General features: G+C 64.5%; 11 protein-coding genes and 1 pseudogene. 5 read left to right on the forward strand and 7 right to left on the reverse strand.

All coding sequences use genetic code 11. The features are described 5' to 3' along the window. Window positions 1–2: 2 nt before the first annotated feature. A complete protein-coding gene (locus AC6H34_RS06060) occupies window positions 3–926 on the reverse strand; it encodes an ABC transporter ATP-binding protein (RefSeq protein ID WP_448150867.1) in 924 nt (307 codons plus the stop codon). A 2-nt stretch (window positions 927–928) separates the two neighbouring features. Next, window positions 929–1,930, reverse strand: coding sequence for an HlyD family secretion protein (locus AC6H34_RS06065; RefSeq protein WP_497538205.1), 1,002 nt, complete (start codon window positions 1,928–1,930; stop codon window positions 929–931). 167 nt (window positions 1,931–2,097) lie between these two features. Here AC6H34_RS06065 and AC6H34_RS06070 point away from each other — a divergent pair, with 167 nt between their 5' ends. From AC6H34_RS06070 to AC6H34_RS06090, 5 genes and pseudogenes are all read left to right on the forward strand, one after another. Beyond that, on the forward strand, window positions 2,098–2,766 hold the full coding sequence (locus AC6H34_RS06070) for a TetR/AcrR family transcriptional regulator (protein ID WP_448150865.1): 669 nt from the start codon (window positions 2,098–2,100) through the stop codon (window positions 2,764–2,766). Between the two features lie 195 nt (window positions 2,767–2,961). Beyond that, window positions 2,962–4,491, forward strand: a pseudogene (locus AC6H34_RS06075) (sugar ABC transporter ATP-binding protein). Between the two features lie 12 nt (window positions 4,492–4,503). Further along, window positions 4,504–5,508: an ABC transporter permease gene (locus AC6H34_RS06080; protein WP_497538206.1), complete on the forward strand. Its 1,005-nt coding sequence runs from the start codon at window positions 4,504–4,506 to the stop codon at window positions 5,506–5,508. A gap of 211 nt (window positions 5,509–5,719) precedes the next feature. Next, window positions 5,720–6,664, forward strand: a complete 945-nt coding sequence (locus AC6H34_RS06085; RefSeq protein WP_448150863.1) for an ABC transporter substrate-binding protein — start codon at window positions 5,720–5,722, stop codon at window positions 6,662–6,664. 514 nt (window positions 6,665–7,178) lie between these two features. Beyond that, window positions 7,179–7,811, forward strand: a complete 633-nt coding sequence (locus AC6H34_RS06090) for a hypothetical protein (protein ID WP_448150862.1) — start codon at window positions 7,179–7,181, stop codon at window positions 7,809–7,811. Window positions 7,812–7,888: 77 nt separating this feature from the next. On the opposite strand, the gene AC6H34_RS06095 is transcribed toward AC6H34_RS06090, so the two are convergent. From AC6H34_RS06095 to AC6H34_RS06115, 5 genes are all read right to left on the reverse strand, one after another. After that, window positions 7,889–10,960 (reverse strand): cyclic nucleotide-binding domain-containing protein, encoded by a 3,072-nt coding sequence (locus AC6H34_RS06095; protein WP_497538207.1) that lies wholly within the window; start codon window positions 10,958–10,960, stop codon window positions 7,889–7,891. Window positions 10,961–11,159: 199 nt separating this feature from the next. Continuing rightward, entirely contained in the window at window positions 11,160–12,989 is a 1,830-nt protein-coding gene (locus AC6H34_RS06100; protein ID WP_448150860.1) for a glycoside hydrolase family 15 protein, read from the reverse strand. 122 nt (window positions 12,990–13,111) lie between these two features. Beyond that, complete coding sequence (locus AC6H34_RS06105; protein ID WP_497538208.1) at window positions 13,112–14,086, reverse strand: HlyD family secretion protein; 975 nt, start codon at window positions 14,084–14,086, stop codon at window positions 13,112–13,114. Beyond that, window positions 14,083–16,410, reverse strand: coding sequence for an ABC transporter permease (locus AC6H34_RS06110; protein WP_497538209.1), 2,328 nt, complete (start codon window positions 16,408–16,410; stop codon window positions 14,083–14,085). Before AC6H34_RS06110 ends, AC6H34_RS06105 begins: the two co-directional genes overlap by 4 nt. Beyond that, complete coding sequence (locus AC6H34_RS06115; RefSeq protein ID WP_497538210.1) at window positions 16,407–17,429, reverse strand: HlyD family secretion protein; 1,023 nt, start codon at window positions 17,427–17,429, stop codon at window positions 16,407–16,409. The genes AC6H34_RS06110 and AC6H34_RS06115 overlap by 4 nt, the downstream gene beginning before the upstream one ends. Window positions 17,430–17,575 lie beyond the last annotated feature (146 nt).

A 17,575-nucleotide genomic window follows, 5' to 3' on the forward strand; every position in this document is an offset into this window, starting at 1 on the left:
GATCACCCTCCCGACTGGCTCAGGAGATGGATGAAGACGTCCTCCAGCCGGGGTTCGACTTCCTCCCAATGCAGCGCGGCGGCCTCGGGCAGCGATTCGATCGCTTTCCTCAGGGCCTCGCGGTTGGAACCGGCGACATGGAGCGAGCGCCCGAACACGGCGGCAGCCTCGACGCCGGGCGCCTGCCGAAGCAGGCGCGAAGCCTCGTCGATATCCTCGCCTGTGCCCTCGAAGGTGATCAGGCTGGCATTGGCGACCACTTCCGGCGCGGTGCCCTGGACGACGATGCGGCCGTTCGAGAGATAGAGGATGCGCTGGCAGCGCTCCGCTTCGTCCATGTAATGGGTCGAAACCAGCACGGTGAGCCCCTTGCCGGCGAGATCGTGGATCATGTCCCAGAACTCGCGCCGGGCCTTGGCATCGACCCCCGCCGTCGGCTCGTCGAGGAGCAGCAGCCTCGGTTCGTGAAGGATGCAGGCCGAAAGCGCCAGGCGCTGCTTCCAGCCCCCCGACAGTTGCCCCGCGAGCTGGGTTGCGCGGTCGGCGATGCCCATGCGCTGCATCACGTCGGCGATCGCAGCCTTGCGGTTGGATATTTCATACAGGCGCGCCACGAATTCGAGGTTTTCCCACACGGTGAGATCCTCGTAGAAGCTGAAGCGCTGCGTCATGTAGCCCACCTGCCGGCGGATCTTGAGCGGCTCCTTGAGCACGTCGAAGCCCAGGCAGGTCCCTTCCCCGCCATCGGGCGTAAGCAGGCCGCAGAGCATGCGGATCGTCGTGGTCTTGCCTGAACCGTTGGCGCCGAGAAAGCCACAGATCTCGCCTGCCGGCACCTGCAGCGTGAGATCCTCGACTACCTTTCGCTCGCCGAAGCTCTTGCGCAGGTGCCTGACATCGATGGCGAGCGGAAGAGAGCCGTTCATGCTCACGATGAACCTACCTTGCCGGGCGCGCGTCCGGCTGGATGGACGTCAACGGGCTGGCCCGGCTTCAGAAGCATCGCCTGATCGGGCTTCGGCCGTGCCTCGATGAGATAGACGAGCTTGGCTCTCGTCGCCTCGCTGTAGATGATCGGCGGCGTGTATTGCGGCTGCGGCGCCACGAAGGAGACGGTGCCCATGAGGCCGGCCGGGCAGTTGTCGCAGCGGATCGTCACGCTGTCACCGCGATGAAGTTTCGCAAGATCGGGCTCGGACACGAAGAAGCGCACGAAGATGTTTGCGGACGGCAGCAGGGAGACGACGGGCGCACCGGCAGCGATCGTCTCGCCGGGCAATGCCAACGTATCGGCGACCCTTCCGCCGACGGGTGCGGCGACATGGCGCTGATCGAAGCGCCATTGAGCCTGCGCGAGTGCGGCTTCGGCGGCACTGACGGCGGCCTGCTCGGCCTCGATCTCGCCCGGACGGCCCATCGGGGCCTTGATCTGGGCAAGGGCGGCCTGTGCGACGGAAACCTTCGCCACCGCGGAGGCGGCCGTCGCACGCAGCTGATCAACATTCTGGAAGGTCGTGTTGCCGCTCTTCAGCAGTGTTTCTGCCCGTTGCAAATCGGCTTGCGAACGGTCGCGCGTAGCGATGGCGTCGACCAGGTTGGCTTCGGCCTGCCGGATCTCCGTGTCCTTGCCGCCAGCCTGGAGATTGGCAACCTGCGCCTTCACCTGGGCGAGTTGCTGGCGGGCCTGGTCCATGGCCGCCTTGTCCTGCGTGTCGTCCTGGGCGAACAGCGGGTCGCCCTCCTTGATCTCGTCTCCTCGCCCCACCGAAAGCGAGACCAGGGTGCCCTGCTGGGTCGGCCCCACTTTCACGTAGTCGGCCTCGGCATAGCCCTGCCAGCCGGGGCTGGCCTCATTGCCCTCGAACTTCCAGAAAAGCGCCGCGCCTGCCGCCAGGAGGGCGATGATGACGAAGACGAGGGATCGATTCACAATGGCACCATAATAATGCAACGCAACGATATCGTTGCATTATGCGCCGAATGAAGGCAAGATCAAGGGCGGAGAGGCATACAAGGGTGTGACACGAGAGGCACTTCTCACCGGCCGGAGAAGGCGTCGCGTTGCACCCGCCAACCCGAACGACCTATAGATCGACTATGTCCGACTCGTCTCTCATCGCCCCCCAGCCTCCCTTCCGCCGCGGCCCCGGCGGGCGGCCGACGCGCGCGGAGGCCGAACGGCGGCACCAGGCGCTGCTCGACACCGCCACGAGACACTTCATCACCCGCGGCCTCGACGGCGTCTCCCTGGAGACGATCGCCGAGGAGGCGGGGGTCGCCAAGCGCTTCGTCTACGCTCGCTACCGTGACAAGGGAGACCTGTTCGTCGACGCCCTGAGGCGCCTGATCGAACAGAGGCTCTCCTTCATCGGCACCTATGAGGTCGGCCCGGCGCCGGTCGAGGAAGGCCTGCTGGCCTTCGCCGAGATGCTCGAAGTCGCCGCCACGCAGCCCGAGGCGCTGGCGCTCTATCGCCTCGTCATCAACGAGGTTCAGCGTTTCCCCGCCGTCAGCCGCCTGTTCGCCGACAAGATGAAATTCGGCGTGCTCGGCAGCGTCACGCGGGTGTTGGCGGTCTATCAGACCCGCGGCGAGATCGCGCTCGAGGATGCGCCAATGGCAACGGAGCTTTTCGTCACGCTGGTGGTTCAGGGGGCGAGAGGCCGCGCACTGCTCGGCGTTCCCGAGACGCCGGCCGAGATGCGCCGCCGCACGCAGGCCGCGGTGCGCCTGTTCCTCGATGGTTGCAGGGTGACGGCGCGATAGTGCGAGATTGCAGCAGCGCCCTACGGCCACCGCTGTATTTCCCGATTACAGTTTCGACAGCTTGGGCAGCGCAGATTGACAGCGCCACCGGGCGGGCTAATCTGAACATGCTCCGAGGTACGTAACTCATTCCGCACGATAGAATGCGGCTGCACCTCGGACGGGAAACGCAACCGGGAATGGATCTTGTCTCAGATCGAGGCGAACGAGGGCGCGCCGCAGGATGGGAATGCTCCCGTCCTGTCCGCCAGCGCCCTGTCCAAAAGCTTCGGCCCCATCGAGGTGCTGAGCAATATCTCGCTCGACCTCAGGGCGGGCGAAGTACATGCCATCATCGGCGAGAACGGCGCCGGCAAATCCACCCTGATGAAGATCCTTGCCGGCCACCTGCAGCCGAGCAAGGGCACGCTCGCCATCGATGGCGGAGAAGTCCATTTCAGCGGCCCGGTCGACGCCGAGCATCGCGGGATCGTGCTGGTTCATCAGGAAATCCTGCTCGCCCCTCATCTCACGGCGGCCCAGAATATCTTTCTTGGCCGTGAGATCCGGCGGGGCCTTTCGGTGGATGATCGGTCGATGAATGCAGCCGCGGCCGCCGCGATGCGCAATCTCGGCGCGGATATCGATGCCACGCGCGTGGTGGAGCGCCTTTCGATCGCCCAGCGGCAGCTGGTGCAGATCGCCAGGGCGCTTCTTGTGCCGCACCGCGTCGTCGTCTTCGACGAGCCCACCGCCTCTCTCACGCCGGTAGAGACGCAGGCGCTGCTCGGGGTCATCGCTTCCATTCGCGCCAAGGGCATCGGCGTGCTCTAGCTCAACGAGGTGAAGGCGATCGCCGATCGCGTCACCGTACTCCGCGACGGCAAATGGATCGCCACGCGCGAGGCGGCATCGCTTCAGCCGCTCGACATGGCCCGGCTGATGGTGGGTCGCGACATGGCAAATCTCTACCCGCCCAAGACGCTGCCGACGCGGGAGCGCGCTGTCCTCGAGGTAGAGAATTTCGACGTACCCGGCTATGCCGCCGGTACGAACTTCAGGCTGTACGAAGGTGAGATCCTCGGCTTTGCCGGGCTTGTCGGCGCCGGCCGCACCGAATTGTTCGAAGGCCTCCTCGGCCTGCGGGGAGGATCCGGAGCCGTGCGTATCGACGGCAAGCCCGTGCAGTTCCGTCAGGCCCGCCAGGCCATGGACGCCGGCATCGTCTACCTGAGCGAGGATCGCAAGGGCAAGGGCCTGCTCCTCGCCAAGGACCTTCGCACCAATCTGACGCTCGCCGCGCTCGACCGCTTCACCCGGGGGCCGTTGATCGACATGGCCAGGGAATGGGCGGCCCTGAACCAGGCCTTCACCGAGTTCGACATCCGGGCTCGCTCCAGGACGCTGCTGGCCGGCCAGCTTTCAGGCGGCAATCAGCAGAAACTGCTGCTCGCCAAGATGATGCTGTTGGAGCCCGGCATCGTCATCATCGACGAGCCGACACGCGGCATCGACATCGGCACCAAGGAACAGATCTACCGCTTCATCGCCGCCCTCGCCACAGGCGGCAAGGCGGTGATCGTGATCTCCTCGGAGATGCAGGAACTGATCGGCGTGTGCCACCGCATCCTCGTGATGCGAAACGGCCGCATCGCCGGCGAAGTCAGCGGCGAGACGATGACGGAGGCCGAGATCGTGGTTCATGCCACCGGCGCCGGCCAGAAGGAGGCGAGGATCGCATTATGAGGGAGCCCTTCGATGAGTGACTCCGCAGCCCCCACCAAGTCGGGCGCGCGCTGGTGGCGCGACCTCGACATGCGCGCCGCCGCTCCCTTCGCCGCGCTCGCAGTCCTGATGGTGCTCGGCTACCTCGTCAATCCCGTCTTCCTGACCTTCGACAATCTCGCAAACGTGTTGGCGCGATGCTCATTCGTCGCCGTCATCGCCGTCGGCGCCACCTTCGTGATCACCGCAGGCGGGCTCGACCTTTCGGTGGGCTCGATGCTGGCGCTGATTTCCGGCGTGATGATTCTGTTCTTCAACGGCGGCTATTTCCAGGACACCTATGCCCTGCTCGCGGCTGGGATCGCCATCGCACTCATCCTCGGCATCGCCTGCGGCGCCGCGAACGGAATCGGCGTGACCGTGGGCGGCATCGAGCCCTTCATCGTCACGCTCGGCACCATGACGATCTTCCGGTCGTTGCAGACCTGGCTCGCGGGCGGCGGCACGATCTCGATGCGATCGAGCGAGCTCTCGAGCACCTATGCGCCCGTCTATGCGGGCAAGCTCCTGGGCATCCCGATCCCGGTCGTCGTGGTCGCCGCGGTAGCTCTGATCGGCGCCTTCACGCTCTATCGCACCACCTTCGGCCGCCATGTGATGGCGGTCGGCTCCAACGAAGACGTGGCGCGCTACTCTGGCATCTCGGTGAACCGGGTCCGCCTCCTCACCTATATCATCCAGGGCATCTGCGTGGCGATCGCGGTGGCCATCTACGTGCCCCGGCTTCGCTCTTCGACCGCCACGACCGGCATCACCTACGAGTTGCAGGCCATCACGGCGGTCGTGGTCGGCGGCACGGCACTGCGCGGCGGTGTCGGCCGCATCTGGGGCTCGATCTGCGGCGCCGTGATCCTGGAGACCATCGGCAACATCATGCTGCTCTCCAACCTCATCGACGAGAAGCTGATCGGGGTCGTGCAGGGCTCGATCATCATCCTCGCCATGCTGGTCCAGCGCTCGCTGGCAAGGAGGACCTGAAGGGACGGGCGGCAAACCAGAGGGCTGGCGCCCGCCCGGCGGGCCAGCGCGCAACGACCGGGAATGAGGCCATTCGAGAAAGCCCCAGCCATCGCTACCCGACCCCAATCCCAGAACACATCCTTTCCAAGAGCGGGCGGAGGCATCCCCGCCCCCTCGGAACAGGGACGGAACCTCCTGACGACAAGGTTCCAGCGCAAGGGAGGAAGAAATGCGCAAACTCATCACGGGCCTGCTGGCGGCGGGTTTCATCGCCGCTGCAGGGCTGGCCGCCCACGCGGCCGACACCAAGACCATCGCCGTCTCGATCCCGGCCGCCGATCATGGCTGGACGGGCGGCGTCGTCTATCACGCCCAGGAAGAAGCCAAGGCGCTGGAGGCGCGCTATCCGGGCCTCAAGGTCGTCGTCAAGACATCGCCGGACGGCGCCTCGCAGGCCAATGCCCTGGAGGACCTGACCACGCAGGGCATCGACGCGCTCGTAACGCTGCCGCATAATTCGGACGAACTCACCGATCCGCTCAAAGCGGTGAAGGCCAAGGGCATCTTCGTCACCGTGGTCGATCGTGCCCTGCGCGAACCGATCCAGGACCTCTATGTCGCCGGCAACAATCCGGCTCTCGGCACGGTATCGGCTGCCTATGTGAAGGAGAAACTGGGCGGCAAGGGCGACATCGTGGTGATCCGCGGCCTGCCAATCGTCATCGACGAACAGCGCGTCAATGCCTTCAACGAAGGCCTGAAGGGCTCCGACGTCAAGGTGATCGACAGCCAATTCGGCAATTGGAGTCGCGACGACGCCTTCAAGGTGATGCAGGACTTTCTGACCAAGCATCCCAAGATCGATGCGGTCTGGTGCCAGGATGACGACATGGCCCTGGGCGTGCTGGAGGCCATCAAGCAGGCCAACCGCAGCGACATCAAATTCGTGGTGGGCGGCGCCGGCATGAAGGACATGGTGAAGAAGGTGATGGACGGCGACAGCATGATCCCGGTGGACGTGCTCTATCCGCCGGCGATGGTCGCGGTCGCCATGGATCTGACCGCAGCTCACCTCTACGACAAGTTGCCGGTGCGCGGCAATTACATCCTCGATGCCACCCTTGTGACGAAGGAGAACGCCAAGGATTTCTACTACCCGGATTCTCCTTTCTGATAGATCAAAACAGCGAAAGCCTCCTCACTTTGAAGTGCCGGGAGGCTTTTTACGTCTATTTGGTATTAAAATACCAACAAAACATACCTCTTTGTAGGTGCGATGTTGCGCGAGAGATTCAAGTACAAGCCACCGCCACCCTTCCAAGAAATAACGAATGGCAACAAATACAAACTACAGAGTGCATTTATATCTATCTATAATTTAGTTATTATTTCCTTGTTATCGTAGAATAATATTCTACGTTATCCCATATATATTGTAATAGTTTTTAATATACCTTTTATAATCGTAATTTGTTTTTACAAAAAATTTATAAAGACAGGCACTAAAAACAAATAAACTAAAATTTATAAGACAAATAAGAAAAGTTCTCTGAAATTTTATTGATGAGCGCTTCTTTTTTGCATATTTTTACGGAACCCAATGGCAGCCGGCGCGTTCTTGGGGCTCCTAAACTCCAACGCCGGACATCGAGCTGGCCGTTGGAGTTGAAAACTGGCGGAGGCCCTAGATGTTTGAGATAACCTACAAGCATTGTTTCAAGCTGGCCGTTGCGGCCGGTGTCGCAGGTATTTTGGTAATGTCCGGTTCAGCCATGGCGCAGAACGGTGGCCTCGGCCGCTCGGTCGGCGGTGTCGGCAATGCCGTGGGCGGCGCGGTCGGCGCGGTCGGAGGAGCCCTGGGCGGCGCCAATGTCGGCGTCAGCGCCAACGTCGGCTCGGTGGGCGTGAACAGCAACACCAGCCTGAACAATGGCGGCCTCAACTCCAGCACGACGGCAAATGTCGGCAATGCCGTGAACGCCAGCGTGAATGCCTCGGCGACCTCGGCAACGGGCGTCAATGCCGATGTCAACGCAAACACCCCCGCCGCCGACGCCAATGTCTCGGCCTCCCTGAGCAATCAGACCGGCGTGAACGCCAACGTCGGCGTCAACGTTCCCGGCACCGACACGACGGCGCCCGGAACTCCCGGCAGCCCGCCCGGCACGGGGGTGAATATCGGTAATGTCTCGGCGCAATTGGCCAACATGAGCCGAAGCCAGCGCATCGCCCTCAAGAAGCGCTGCTCTCTGATACTCGGCGCTTCGGACGATTATGACGCGGATCTGATCAAGCTCTGCCGCATGCTCGCCAGGCTCTGAACACGGCATCCTGACGCGAGAGGGAGAGGCCGGCCCCAGCCGGCCTTTTCCATGCTTCGCATCTCCGCCCGGACAGGCTACTGGCGATAGCGACGCTCAGCTTTGTTGAGGCGCGCGATCTGTTCCCGCATGATAGCGAGGGCAAGGGCCGGAATCTCCGCGACGAGATTGAGAAAGACATCGCGGGCGAGGCGTAGCGCCACGACGTCTCCGACTGCGATGATGGTGGCCGAACGAGGAGCGTCGCTTATCAGGCCCATCTCGCCGACAATGGAGTGCTCCGGATTGCGAGCGACGTGCACGCGCCCCTCGTGACGTTCAATAAAGACGTCCACGGTGCCTGACAGGATGATATAGGCCGCATCGCTTTCGTCGTCCTGGTGGAAGATCACCTGCCCATCGCCGAAGTGCATCCGCCGACTGGTCACGGCGATCAGCTTGAGGCGCGGCGTATCGAGCAGTGCGAACATCGGCACGGCCCGCAAGGCCCGTATCTCAGCGCGTTCCTCGGCGACGGCCTCTTCCGCCAGGTTCGCCGTCTCGCCGGCCACCAGCGCCGAACGTTCGATGCGGCTGCCTGCCGTGGCAACCACCAGGTCGAAGCTCTCGCCCTGCGGGGGGTCGCGCATTGCGACGAGCAGCGTCCGCCCTTCCATGCGTCGGCGAACCGCCGAGAATATCCGCTGCTGCTCCTCGCCCGACGTCGAGAGCACGGGTTGGTCGAGGATGAGTATCTCCGGGCGTTTGATGAGGCAGCGTACCAGACCGATCGCCGTGCGTTGCGTCGCCATCAGCGAGCGTCCCTTCGGGCCGACCTCATGGTCCAGACCGAGGCCGAATACCGTGCTATCGAGGCCGTAGCGCTGCACCGCCACATGAAGCGCGTGGCCGACACGCTGCTCGGCACCGGGAATGGCGTGGTTTATGCGGCCGAACAGCAGATTGTCGCGCAGGCTCGCCGACGCGCACAGTTGCTCGGGAGCATAGAATTCGATGGCATCCTTCAGGACGCCGGTGCCCGCGCGCATCAGATTGCCTCGCACCCAGAGCACCTTGGCGCAGATCGCGTCGGTGAGAAGGTCGAGGTGATGCTGCGTCTCGCAATACTCGAAGGCGAGTGTGGCGAGTGCCTGCCGTTCGGCCTTGGCGAGCGAGGAGATGCCCAGCCGCTTGGCGCGCGCGACGATATCGGCGAAGCGCGGCAGGTCGCTGTAGGAAATGAAGGAGAAGCGATCGAAGAGAACGTGGTCGTTCGAAACCTGGGCGAAAATTTCGCAGGTGGTCGCGGCGATGTCGAGACCGAGCGTGAGGATATCGTCAAAGAGCCCGTCCTCCCGCAGGAAGGCGAGAATCACGACATCGTCGATCAAGGTGTCGAGGCTGGCCTTGCGGCGCAGCACGCCGAAGAAGATGTTTTCGCCGATCGTCGCGTGATGGTTGTAACGGCTCGGATCGAAAGCCTCGATGCAACCCGCCGAGCCGCTGGCCTGGAGGTCCTCGATCACGGCAAGCCGGGCCTTGACGATCCGCCCGGCGAGATCGGCGTCCGGCTCCTCCGGCAGGTCGCTGGCCAGGCCAAGACCGAAGACGGCTTCGGCCAGACCCGTATCCTGGAGCAGGGTGATGAGTTCTCCCTGGGGATCGGGCGAGGCGGCATCGTCGAGAGGGCGCTCGTCCTCCACCTCCGCCTCGCTGTCCACTTCGTCGCCCCAATCCTCATAGGAGCGCGTTTCCGGCGACTCCGGCGAGGGACGTCTCAGGCTGTAGGTCAGGTTGTGCCGCAGCGTCCCCCCGAAAACCGGCGGATCGGGGCCGAGATAGGCAATCTTCGCGCCGAGCCAACGCGAAGGAAGGTTGGAAAAGTCAAGCCCGGCCAGGCGCACCTTGCCGGAATAGTCGCTGAAGCGCCGGGCCAGCACATGCGCAATGGTGACATAACCCTCCCCCCGGGTGCCGGTGAGCAGGATATGCTGGCCGAGCGGCAGCGCGAGGTTGACGCCGTCCAGCAGCATGTCGCCGCCCTGGCTGCGCACCCTGAGCGCCTCCAGCTCGATGGTGCCGGCAAGCGTCGCCGGCGGCACGCCGGTGGCAGCGGGCAGTTCTGCGAGGGAAAACTGCTCGACGATCTGGGCATATTTGACCTGAACGTCCATGCGCTGCTGATCCCAGTCGATCAGTTCCTTGGTCGGGGGCGGCAGATCGCGATAGGCGGCGATCACGGCGACAAGCTGGCCGATGTCGAGGTTGCCGCGCAGGGCGAAATAGCCGCCGATCGAATAGAAAAGGAAGGGCGTGATCTGCGACAGCGTGCTGTTGATGAACTTCACCATGAACTTGCGCGCATAGAGATCGTAACGGATCCAGAACAGGTCGTTGAGGATCGTGGTGATCCGCTGCCCCTCATAGCCGCGCGTATTGTGGTTGCTGACCTCCGCCATGCCGTCCACGATTTCGCCGATCTGGCCGGCAAGATTGCGTGAGCGCACCTGGCGCTGGCGCCCAAGGCGCAGTTGCTCGCGCCGCATCCTCGGGATGATGATGGCCTGCACCATCACCATGGCCCCGGCGAGCAGGCCGAGAAAGGGGCTCTGCAGGAGGATGAAGGCCAGTGCCGTCGCGGCCTGGCCGCCGAGGAAGGCCGGCTGGATGAAGGCATCGCCCACGAAGCCGCCGATGGGCTCGACCTCATCGCGAATGATGGTAGCCACCTCGGCCGAACGGACGGACCGGATCGCCTCCGGACTGAAGCGCAGCAGGAGGTTGAAGAGGTCCAGGCGCAGCCGGCGCAACAGCAACTCGCCGAGCTTGCCCTTCTGCATGTTGATCACATAGCGAAAGAAGCCGTTGATCATCACCAGCACGATGAAGATCAGGCTCAGCGCCATCAGATATTCCATGCGCGAAAGCGGCAGGGCCGTGTATTTCACGGCATAGCCCCCCAGGAAGGTGGGTAGCTCCAGGTCTATGTGAATGAGCGGGACTTCCGCCGCCCCCTTGCTGAAGGCGCGGCCCTGGATGGCGTCGTTGACGATGCCGCGCGGAAGATCGAGGGAAAAATAGTAGAAAGGCAGCGATGCCAGCACGATAACGATGATGTAGATCTGCTGCCGGCGACTGTTCTTCCATATATAGGTGAAGAGTGGTTCCAACGTCTTGCCACCCGTTTTCGAGTGGCTCGTGCTCCCTGCATCAGGAGACGGCGCTCTTCCCATAGTCCTTCGGCTCCCGCGTAAGGACATATCACAGCCGATATGGCTAAGACCGTCAACTATGACAGGGAACGGCGGATGAATATTCTGCGTTCCTGCAAGAAAAGAATGCAGAAAGAGCAGTCTCCCGCCCTAAACCCTATACGGGTTCGGATTCCCTGGGCATCTCGCCGGCGGCCTCTGCCCTCTCCTCCGCCGGGCCGCTGCTGCGAGCGAGATTGAGCGCCGTGTTGATCAGGCCGATATGGCTGAAGGCCTGCGGGAAATTGCCCAGCATGCGGCCCGCCACGGGATCGTATTCCTCCGAAAGCAAGCCGACATCGTTGCACAGGCCTCGCAACCTCTCATAGAGGCGGCGAGCGTCCTCATAGCGATTTTGCAATGTGTAGACGTCGGCGAGCCAGAAGCTGCAAACGAGGAAGGTGCCCTCTCCGGGGGGCAGGCCGTCGTCGACACGCTCCGTCTGGTAGCGATGCGCCAGGCCGTGATGCAGCAGCGTGTTCTCGATGGCCTTGACCGTGCCCGTCACGCGCGGATCGTCCGCCGGCAGGAAGCCCACCAGCGGGATCAGCAGCAGGCTGGCGTCGATCGTCTTCGAGCCATAGGCCTGCACGAAGCTGTCGAGATCGGGATCGAAGGCCTTCTGACAGATATCCTGGTGGATCTCGTCGGCAACGGCACGGCATCGCTGGACGAATTCCGGCCGGTCGCCCGTATGGTCCGACATGGTGGCGGCACGATCGAAGGCGACCCAGGCCATGACCTTGGAATGGGTGAAGTGCTGGGCACCGCCCCGCACCTCCCAGATCCCTTCATCCGGCCGGCGCCAGGCGCTTTCGAGGAAGGGTAGGATCACCTCGCTCAGGGCGCGGGTACGCGGGTGGCGCGGCATGCCGCCCATCGCCGCGTGCAGCATCGCGTCGGCCACTTCGCCGTAGACGTCGAGCTGGAACTGCTCCGCAGCGGCGTTGCCGATACGCACCGGACGCGAATTCTCGAAGCCCGAGAGCCAGCGCGGCTCCCATTCGAGCAGGTTCCGCTCGCCGGAGACGCCGTACATGATCTGCATCTGCTCGGGCGCACCGGCAACGGCACGCATCAGCCATTCGCGCCAGGCCGAGGCTTCCTCGTAATAGCCAAGCTTCATGAAGGCCTGCAGCGTCATGGTGGCATCGCGCAGCCAGCAATAGCGATAGTCCCAGTTGCGCGTTCCGCCGATCTGCTCTGGCAGCGAAGTGGTGGCGGCGGCGACGATTCCGCCCGTCGGCATGTAGGTGAGCGCCTTCAGCGTGATCAGCGAGCGCTTGACCGTCTCCGTCCATGGGCCGACCGGCGGGCAGCGTCCGGCGAAGTCGCGCCAGAAGCTCTCGGTGTTGGCGAGCGCCGCCTCGACGTCGGGACAGGCCGCCAGAGGCATGTGGGAGCGATTGTAGGTGAGCACGAAAGGCACGCGCTCGCCGGCCGAGACGGTGAAGGAGCCTGCGGTATGAAGATCCGCGCCCTCCAGGGGGACGGGCGTGCTCAGTACCAGCCGGTCGGGGCCGGCCACCGCGATGATGGCGCCGTCTTCCGTCTTGGAGACCCACGGCACCGTGCGGCCATAGTCGAAGCGGGCAACGAAATCGGTGGTGAAGTCGACCTTGCCGGTGAGCCCGACGACGATGCGCACGAGATCGTTCGTATTGTCGCGCAGGGGCATGAAGTCGACGAGCATCGCCGTGCCTTCGTCCGTCTCGAAAGTGGTTTCGAGGATCAGCGTATCGGGGCGGTAGCGCCGGCTGATGCGCGCACTACGATCGGCCGGGGCGATGCGCCAACGCCCATTCTCGGGCGTACCGAGAAGGGCCGCGAAGCTGGCAGGCGAGTCGAAACGCGGGAAGCACAGCCAGTCGATCGAACCATCGCGTGATACCAGGGCCGCGGTTTCGCAATCCCCGATGAGGGCATAATCTTCAATGCGGGCAGTCAATGGTCTTCCTCTCGGCGGCAGGGACGGGAGCGATTTCCTCCGTAACGGATAATCCCACGTGGCAGTTCCGTCCAGCCAAACCGCTTGCGGTGAGTGATTTCGCCAGAACGGAGGCGGCTGCCTCATCGGCGGTCGAGGAAGACCGTCATTCCCGGCGCCAGGCCCTGCACATCGGCGGCCGGCTCGAACCGAAGCGTGAAACTGTTGAGGTCATGGTCGCCGACGGCCCGGGCAGCGCGCCAGGTGGCAAATTCCCCGAGCGGACGCATCTCGGTCACAATCGCCTCGAACGGGCTTGCCTCGCCGGTGCTGAGCGCGACTCGGGAGCCGATGCCGAGCCCGTGCAGGGCGTCCTCGCGAAGGACGAAGGACGTCCAGGGCCTCTCATCCGGCACGAATACCACCACGGGCTTGCCGGGAGTCAGCACCTCGCCGATCTCGGCCACCACGGTACCGATGGTGCCGGCCTGTGGCGCAAGGATGCGCGTCTTGTCGAGCGCGGCCTGCGTATCGGCTACCGCACTCTCCGCCAGGGCGACCTTGGCGTCGGCAAGGGCGCGCTCCTCGGCCGTCGGCCCCGCCTTGTCGGTGGCCAGGGCCGCGCGCTTGAGGTCGAGATCCGCGCCGGCCTTGGCCAGCGAGGCATTGCTTTCGTCAAGTTGCGAGCCGCTGTTGAAGCCTCGCTGCGAGAGCGCCACAACGCGTGCGTTCTGCTGCTGCGCCAGCGCGAGGTTTGCCTCGGCGGTCCGTACCGCCCCTTCGGCAATGTCGATCTCCTCCGCCCGCACGCCTGCATAGACATGCGCGCGCTCGGCGCGGGCGCTCTCGAACGCCGCCTGCGCTTCGCCGAGGGCGGCGGCGAGATCGGGATTGTCGATCACGGCCACGAGATCGCCTTTGGCGACATGGTGGCCTGGCATGGCGCTCACCTTTGCCAGGCGGCCGTTGACTTCCGGCGCAAGGCGGATTTCGGTCTGCCGTACCATGCCGGCGATAGCCAGCATGGGCGCAGCAGGCTGCCTGATATAGAAGAAGGCACCTGCGGCAACGGCGACCCCGGCCAGGATCAGCACGGCAATTCGCTTTCCCGCCTTCATGCGCGCGCCTCCGCTGCACCGCCGAACCGGGAGAGAAGGAAGGCGAGCACGGCGTAAATGCCCGCCTGGACCCAAAGATATCTCCAATCCGCGGCCACGTCGGCCATGGAAGCACCCATCTGGTTGATCCGGACCAGGGCATCGATACCGAAGGTCGAGGGAATGGCGGCCCCTGCTATCTTCAGCACGTTGGGAATCGCCTCCGGCGGCCAGGCCACGCCAACCAGGAAGAACAGGGGCAGGCCGAAGCCGATCAGGATGATCACGGCCGTCTCCCGCCGCTTCGCGAGCGCTCCAAGGGCCTGACCCAGGAAGCTGACGGACAAGATGAACGGGATGGCGAGCGCAAGCAGATCGAGAATATGGGGATTGGACGCGTAGCCATAGATATGAGGCAGCACGACGAGATAGAGGGCATAGGCAGGCAGGGCCAGGGCGAGGTGGGCCAGCGCATGGCCGGCCAGCGCCAGGGGATGTCCGCGCCTGCGGCGCGCCGCGCCCGCCCCCTGCTCATAGGCGACGCCTCCGAGCGTGGCGGCTCCCATCATCAGTGTCTGTTGCAGGATCAGGATGAACGCGGCCGGCACGACATAGGCGCCATAGCCACCGGTGGGGTTGAAGAGCGGCTCGCCGAGGAATTCCACCGGCGAATGCCGTACCAGCGCCGCCCGGTAGAGGCTCCCGTCCGGTCGTGCGGATCCCGCGAGGATGTCGATCGAAGCGGCGGAGGCCGCTTCGCTGATCCCCTGCAAGGTCCGGTTGTAGACGAGGAAATAGGCTGAATCGACATAGGCCGGTATGCGCGCCGGCCGGCCCTTGAGGATATCGCGCTCGGTACCGGCCGGAATGGAGACGACGCCGAAGACCTCCCGCCGGGCTATCTCCGCCTGGGCTTCGGCCAGATTGAGTGGCCTCGCCGCGACCTTGATGGCCTCATGGGCGTCGAGCGCCTGCACGATGGCGCGGCTGACCTCCGAATTGTCGTCGTCGACGACCGCGATGGGAATGTTCCTGACGAGTTGCCCGACATAGGGCTGGGGATAGAGCGCGGCATAGAGCACCGGCCCCATGATGATAAGCCCGAAGGCACCGGAGTCACGCAGGACGCGGCCATATTCGCTTCGAAAGCTGCTGACGATGCCCGGTCGGCCGCTCTCGGGAGGGGTCTCGTTTTCGACGGCCCGCGGCGGGTTGCCCAGCACGGATCGCGCTCTCAGCCAGGCGAGGATGAAGAACAGGACCGCCAATCCGGCCAGCATCTTGAAGGCGCCGACCGAATCGGCGACGGGAACGCCCCGCGCCGCCTGATCGAACAGGATCTGGATATACCAGCGCAGCGGCAGCAAGGTGCCCCAGATCTGCGCGAAGGTACCCATGCCGAGAATGGGAAAGCCAACCCCGGCGAAGCCGAAGGCCGGCGAACAGGCGATACCCGTGAGCGTCAGGCCCAGAGGCAGGCTGCGGACGAGGAGGACGAACAGGCCTCCCAGCGACAGGTAAGCAGCGATCAGCAGGAACGCGCTCGCGCCGACGAAGGGCGCGTCGCCGCGGAAGGGAACGGCGAAGACGCCGTGGATCACTCCAAGTCCCGCGGCCATGAGCAGGGTGAAGACCACGAAATAGGGCGCGAGTTTGCCGATCATGGCGGCGAGAGGGCTCCCACCCGCCGTTTCGAGCCATTCCCGGGCGTTGCGCCGCCGCCCGAACTCGGAGCCGACGGCGAAGGCGCCTGCAATGGCGACCATGACGTGGAGAACCGTCGGCATGATCGCGCGCAGCAGGAACTGGGCGTAATTCAGGGCAGGATTGCTCAGGACATATTGCTGGACGTCCAGAGTGCCGGGCGTGAAGGCTCCGGCGCGGCCGGATGCGCCCGGCAGGGTGGCGGCGGCGCTCGCGACGGCGGCCTGGATCCCGCCCGAAGCGATATTGCCCGGCGTGAAGAATTGCTTGTTGAAGAAATCGACCACCTGCGGGCGGCGTCCCGCCAGGATGTCGCGTTCGAAGTCCTGCGGGATGTACACGGCGGCGATCGCCCTGCCCGAACGAATGGCATGCATGGCGTCGTTGAGATCGCTGCTGCGCGACGTCACCTCCACGCCCGGGGCCGCGGCGAGGGCCTGGATGAAGGTGGCCGAGGTCTGCGAGCGGTCGACATCGACGATATCGATATGCAGGCCCCGGATCACCGCGCTCCCGAAGGTTCCAGCCAGCAGGGTGAAGGCGAGCAGCGGCGCCACGAACAGGAGCAGCAGAGCCACCGGATCTCGTCGGATCCAGGCGACCTCGCGAGCGGCGACGGCGGCGATGCCGACCCCTCTCATTTCACCTTCTCCGCAAGATCGACATAGGCGCTCATGCCCGGCCGCAGTTCCGGAACCTTGTCCACCGGATAGGCCCTGACCTCGAATGTACGAAGGTCGAAATCGCCGGTCGCGCGCGTCGCCCGCCAGCCCGCATATTCTCCGCGGGTGGCGATCGTTCGGACCTCGACGGCTACCTGCCGATCGCCGAGGGCGGGAATGCGCACGGCGACCCTGTCGCCGACCTTGATCCGCTTGACCAGATCCTCGCGGAGGTCGAAACGCAGCCAGACATCGCTCAGATCGACCAGTGACAACAGGGGAACGCCGGGCGAGACGTATTCTCCCGCCTCCGTGCCGACCTGATAGACCTGCGAGGAGGCGGGCGCCGTCACCGTGAGTTCGCCGACCTGCGCCTGGAGCGTGGCAATCGCCGCGTTTGCCTTGGCCAGGCTCGCCTCAGCGACATGATGCTCCTCCGCGGTATAGCCGGTCACCGCCTCGTCGAGCGCGGCCTTGGACTGCTCGAGCGTGCGGTGGGCGACATCCAGCGCCGCCGTCGCCTCGTCGAGCTTCTGCACCGAGGCAAAGTCCTTCTCGGTCAGCTGCCGTGTGCGATCATAGGTCTGCTGCTGCAGCGTCAGGTTGGCCTGCGCCGAGGCGACGGCCGCGCGGCGGGCATTGACGACCTCGGCGCGGGTGCCGACGTTGATCCGGGCTAGATCCGCCGCAGCCACGGCCTGGGCCGCCTGCGCCTCCTTGAGCTTGGTGAGAAGCTCGGGGTTATCGATTGCGACGAGCACCTGGCCGGCCGCGACGTTCTGGCCTCGGTCGACGGGGCGCTGCGCGACGCGGCCATCGATGCGCGCGGCGATGTCGATCCGCCTGGCATCCGCCTCGCCCTGAACCAGCAGCGGCTGCGGCTGGACGGCATACCACAGGGACAGCGCCACGATCCCGGCGACGATCAGCGTGACGAGAATCGCAGCGGGCACGGCGGAACGAGCTCCGGCCGGCGGGGGGTTATCCTGCTCGCTCATCGCTCCACCTTCCGGTGGACGGCTGGAAGCATTCCTCCCGCCAGATCCCCGGCACTGCGATAATGGCTCATCTCCTGCCTCCGGGTCCACCACGAAACTCGGCAGGAAGCTAAGCAGACGGAGCGGAGGGCGGGAGTGAGCGGCAC

The sequence above is a fragment of the Labrys sp. ALF-8 genome (assembly GCF_059699065.1).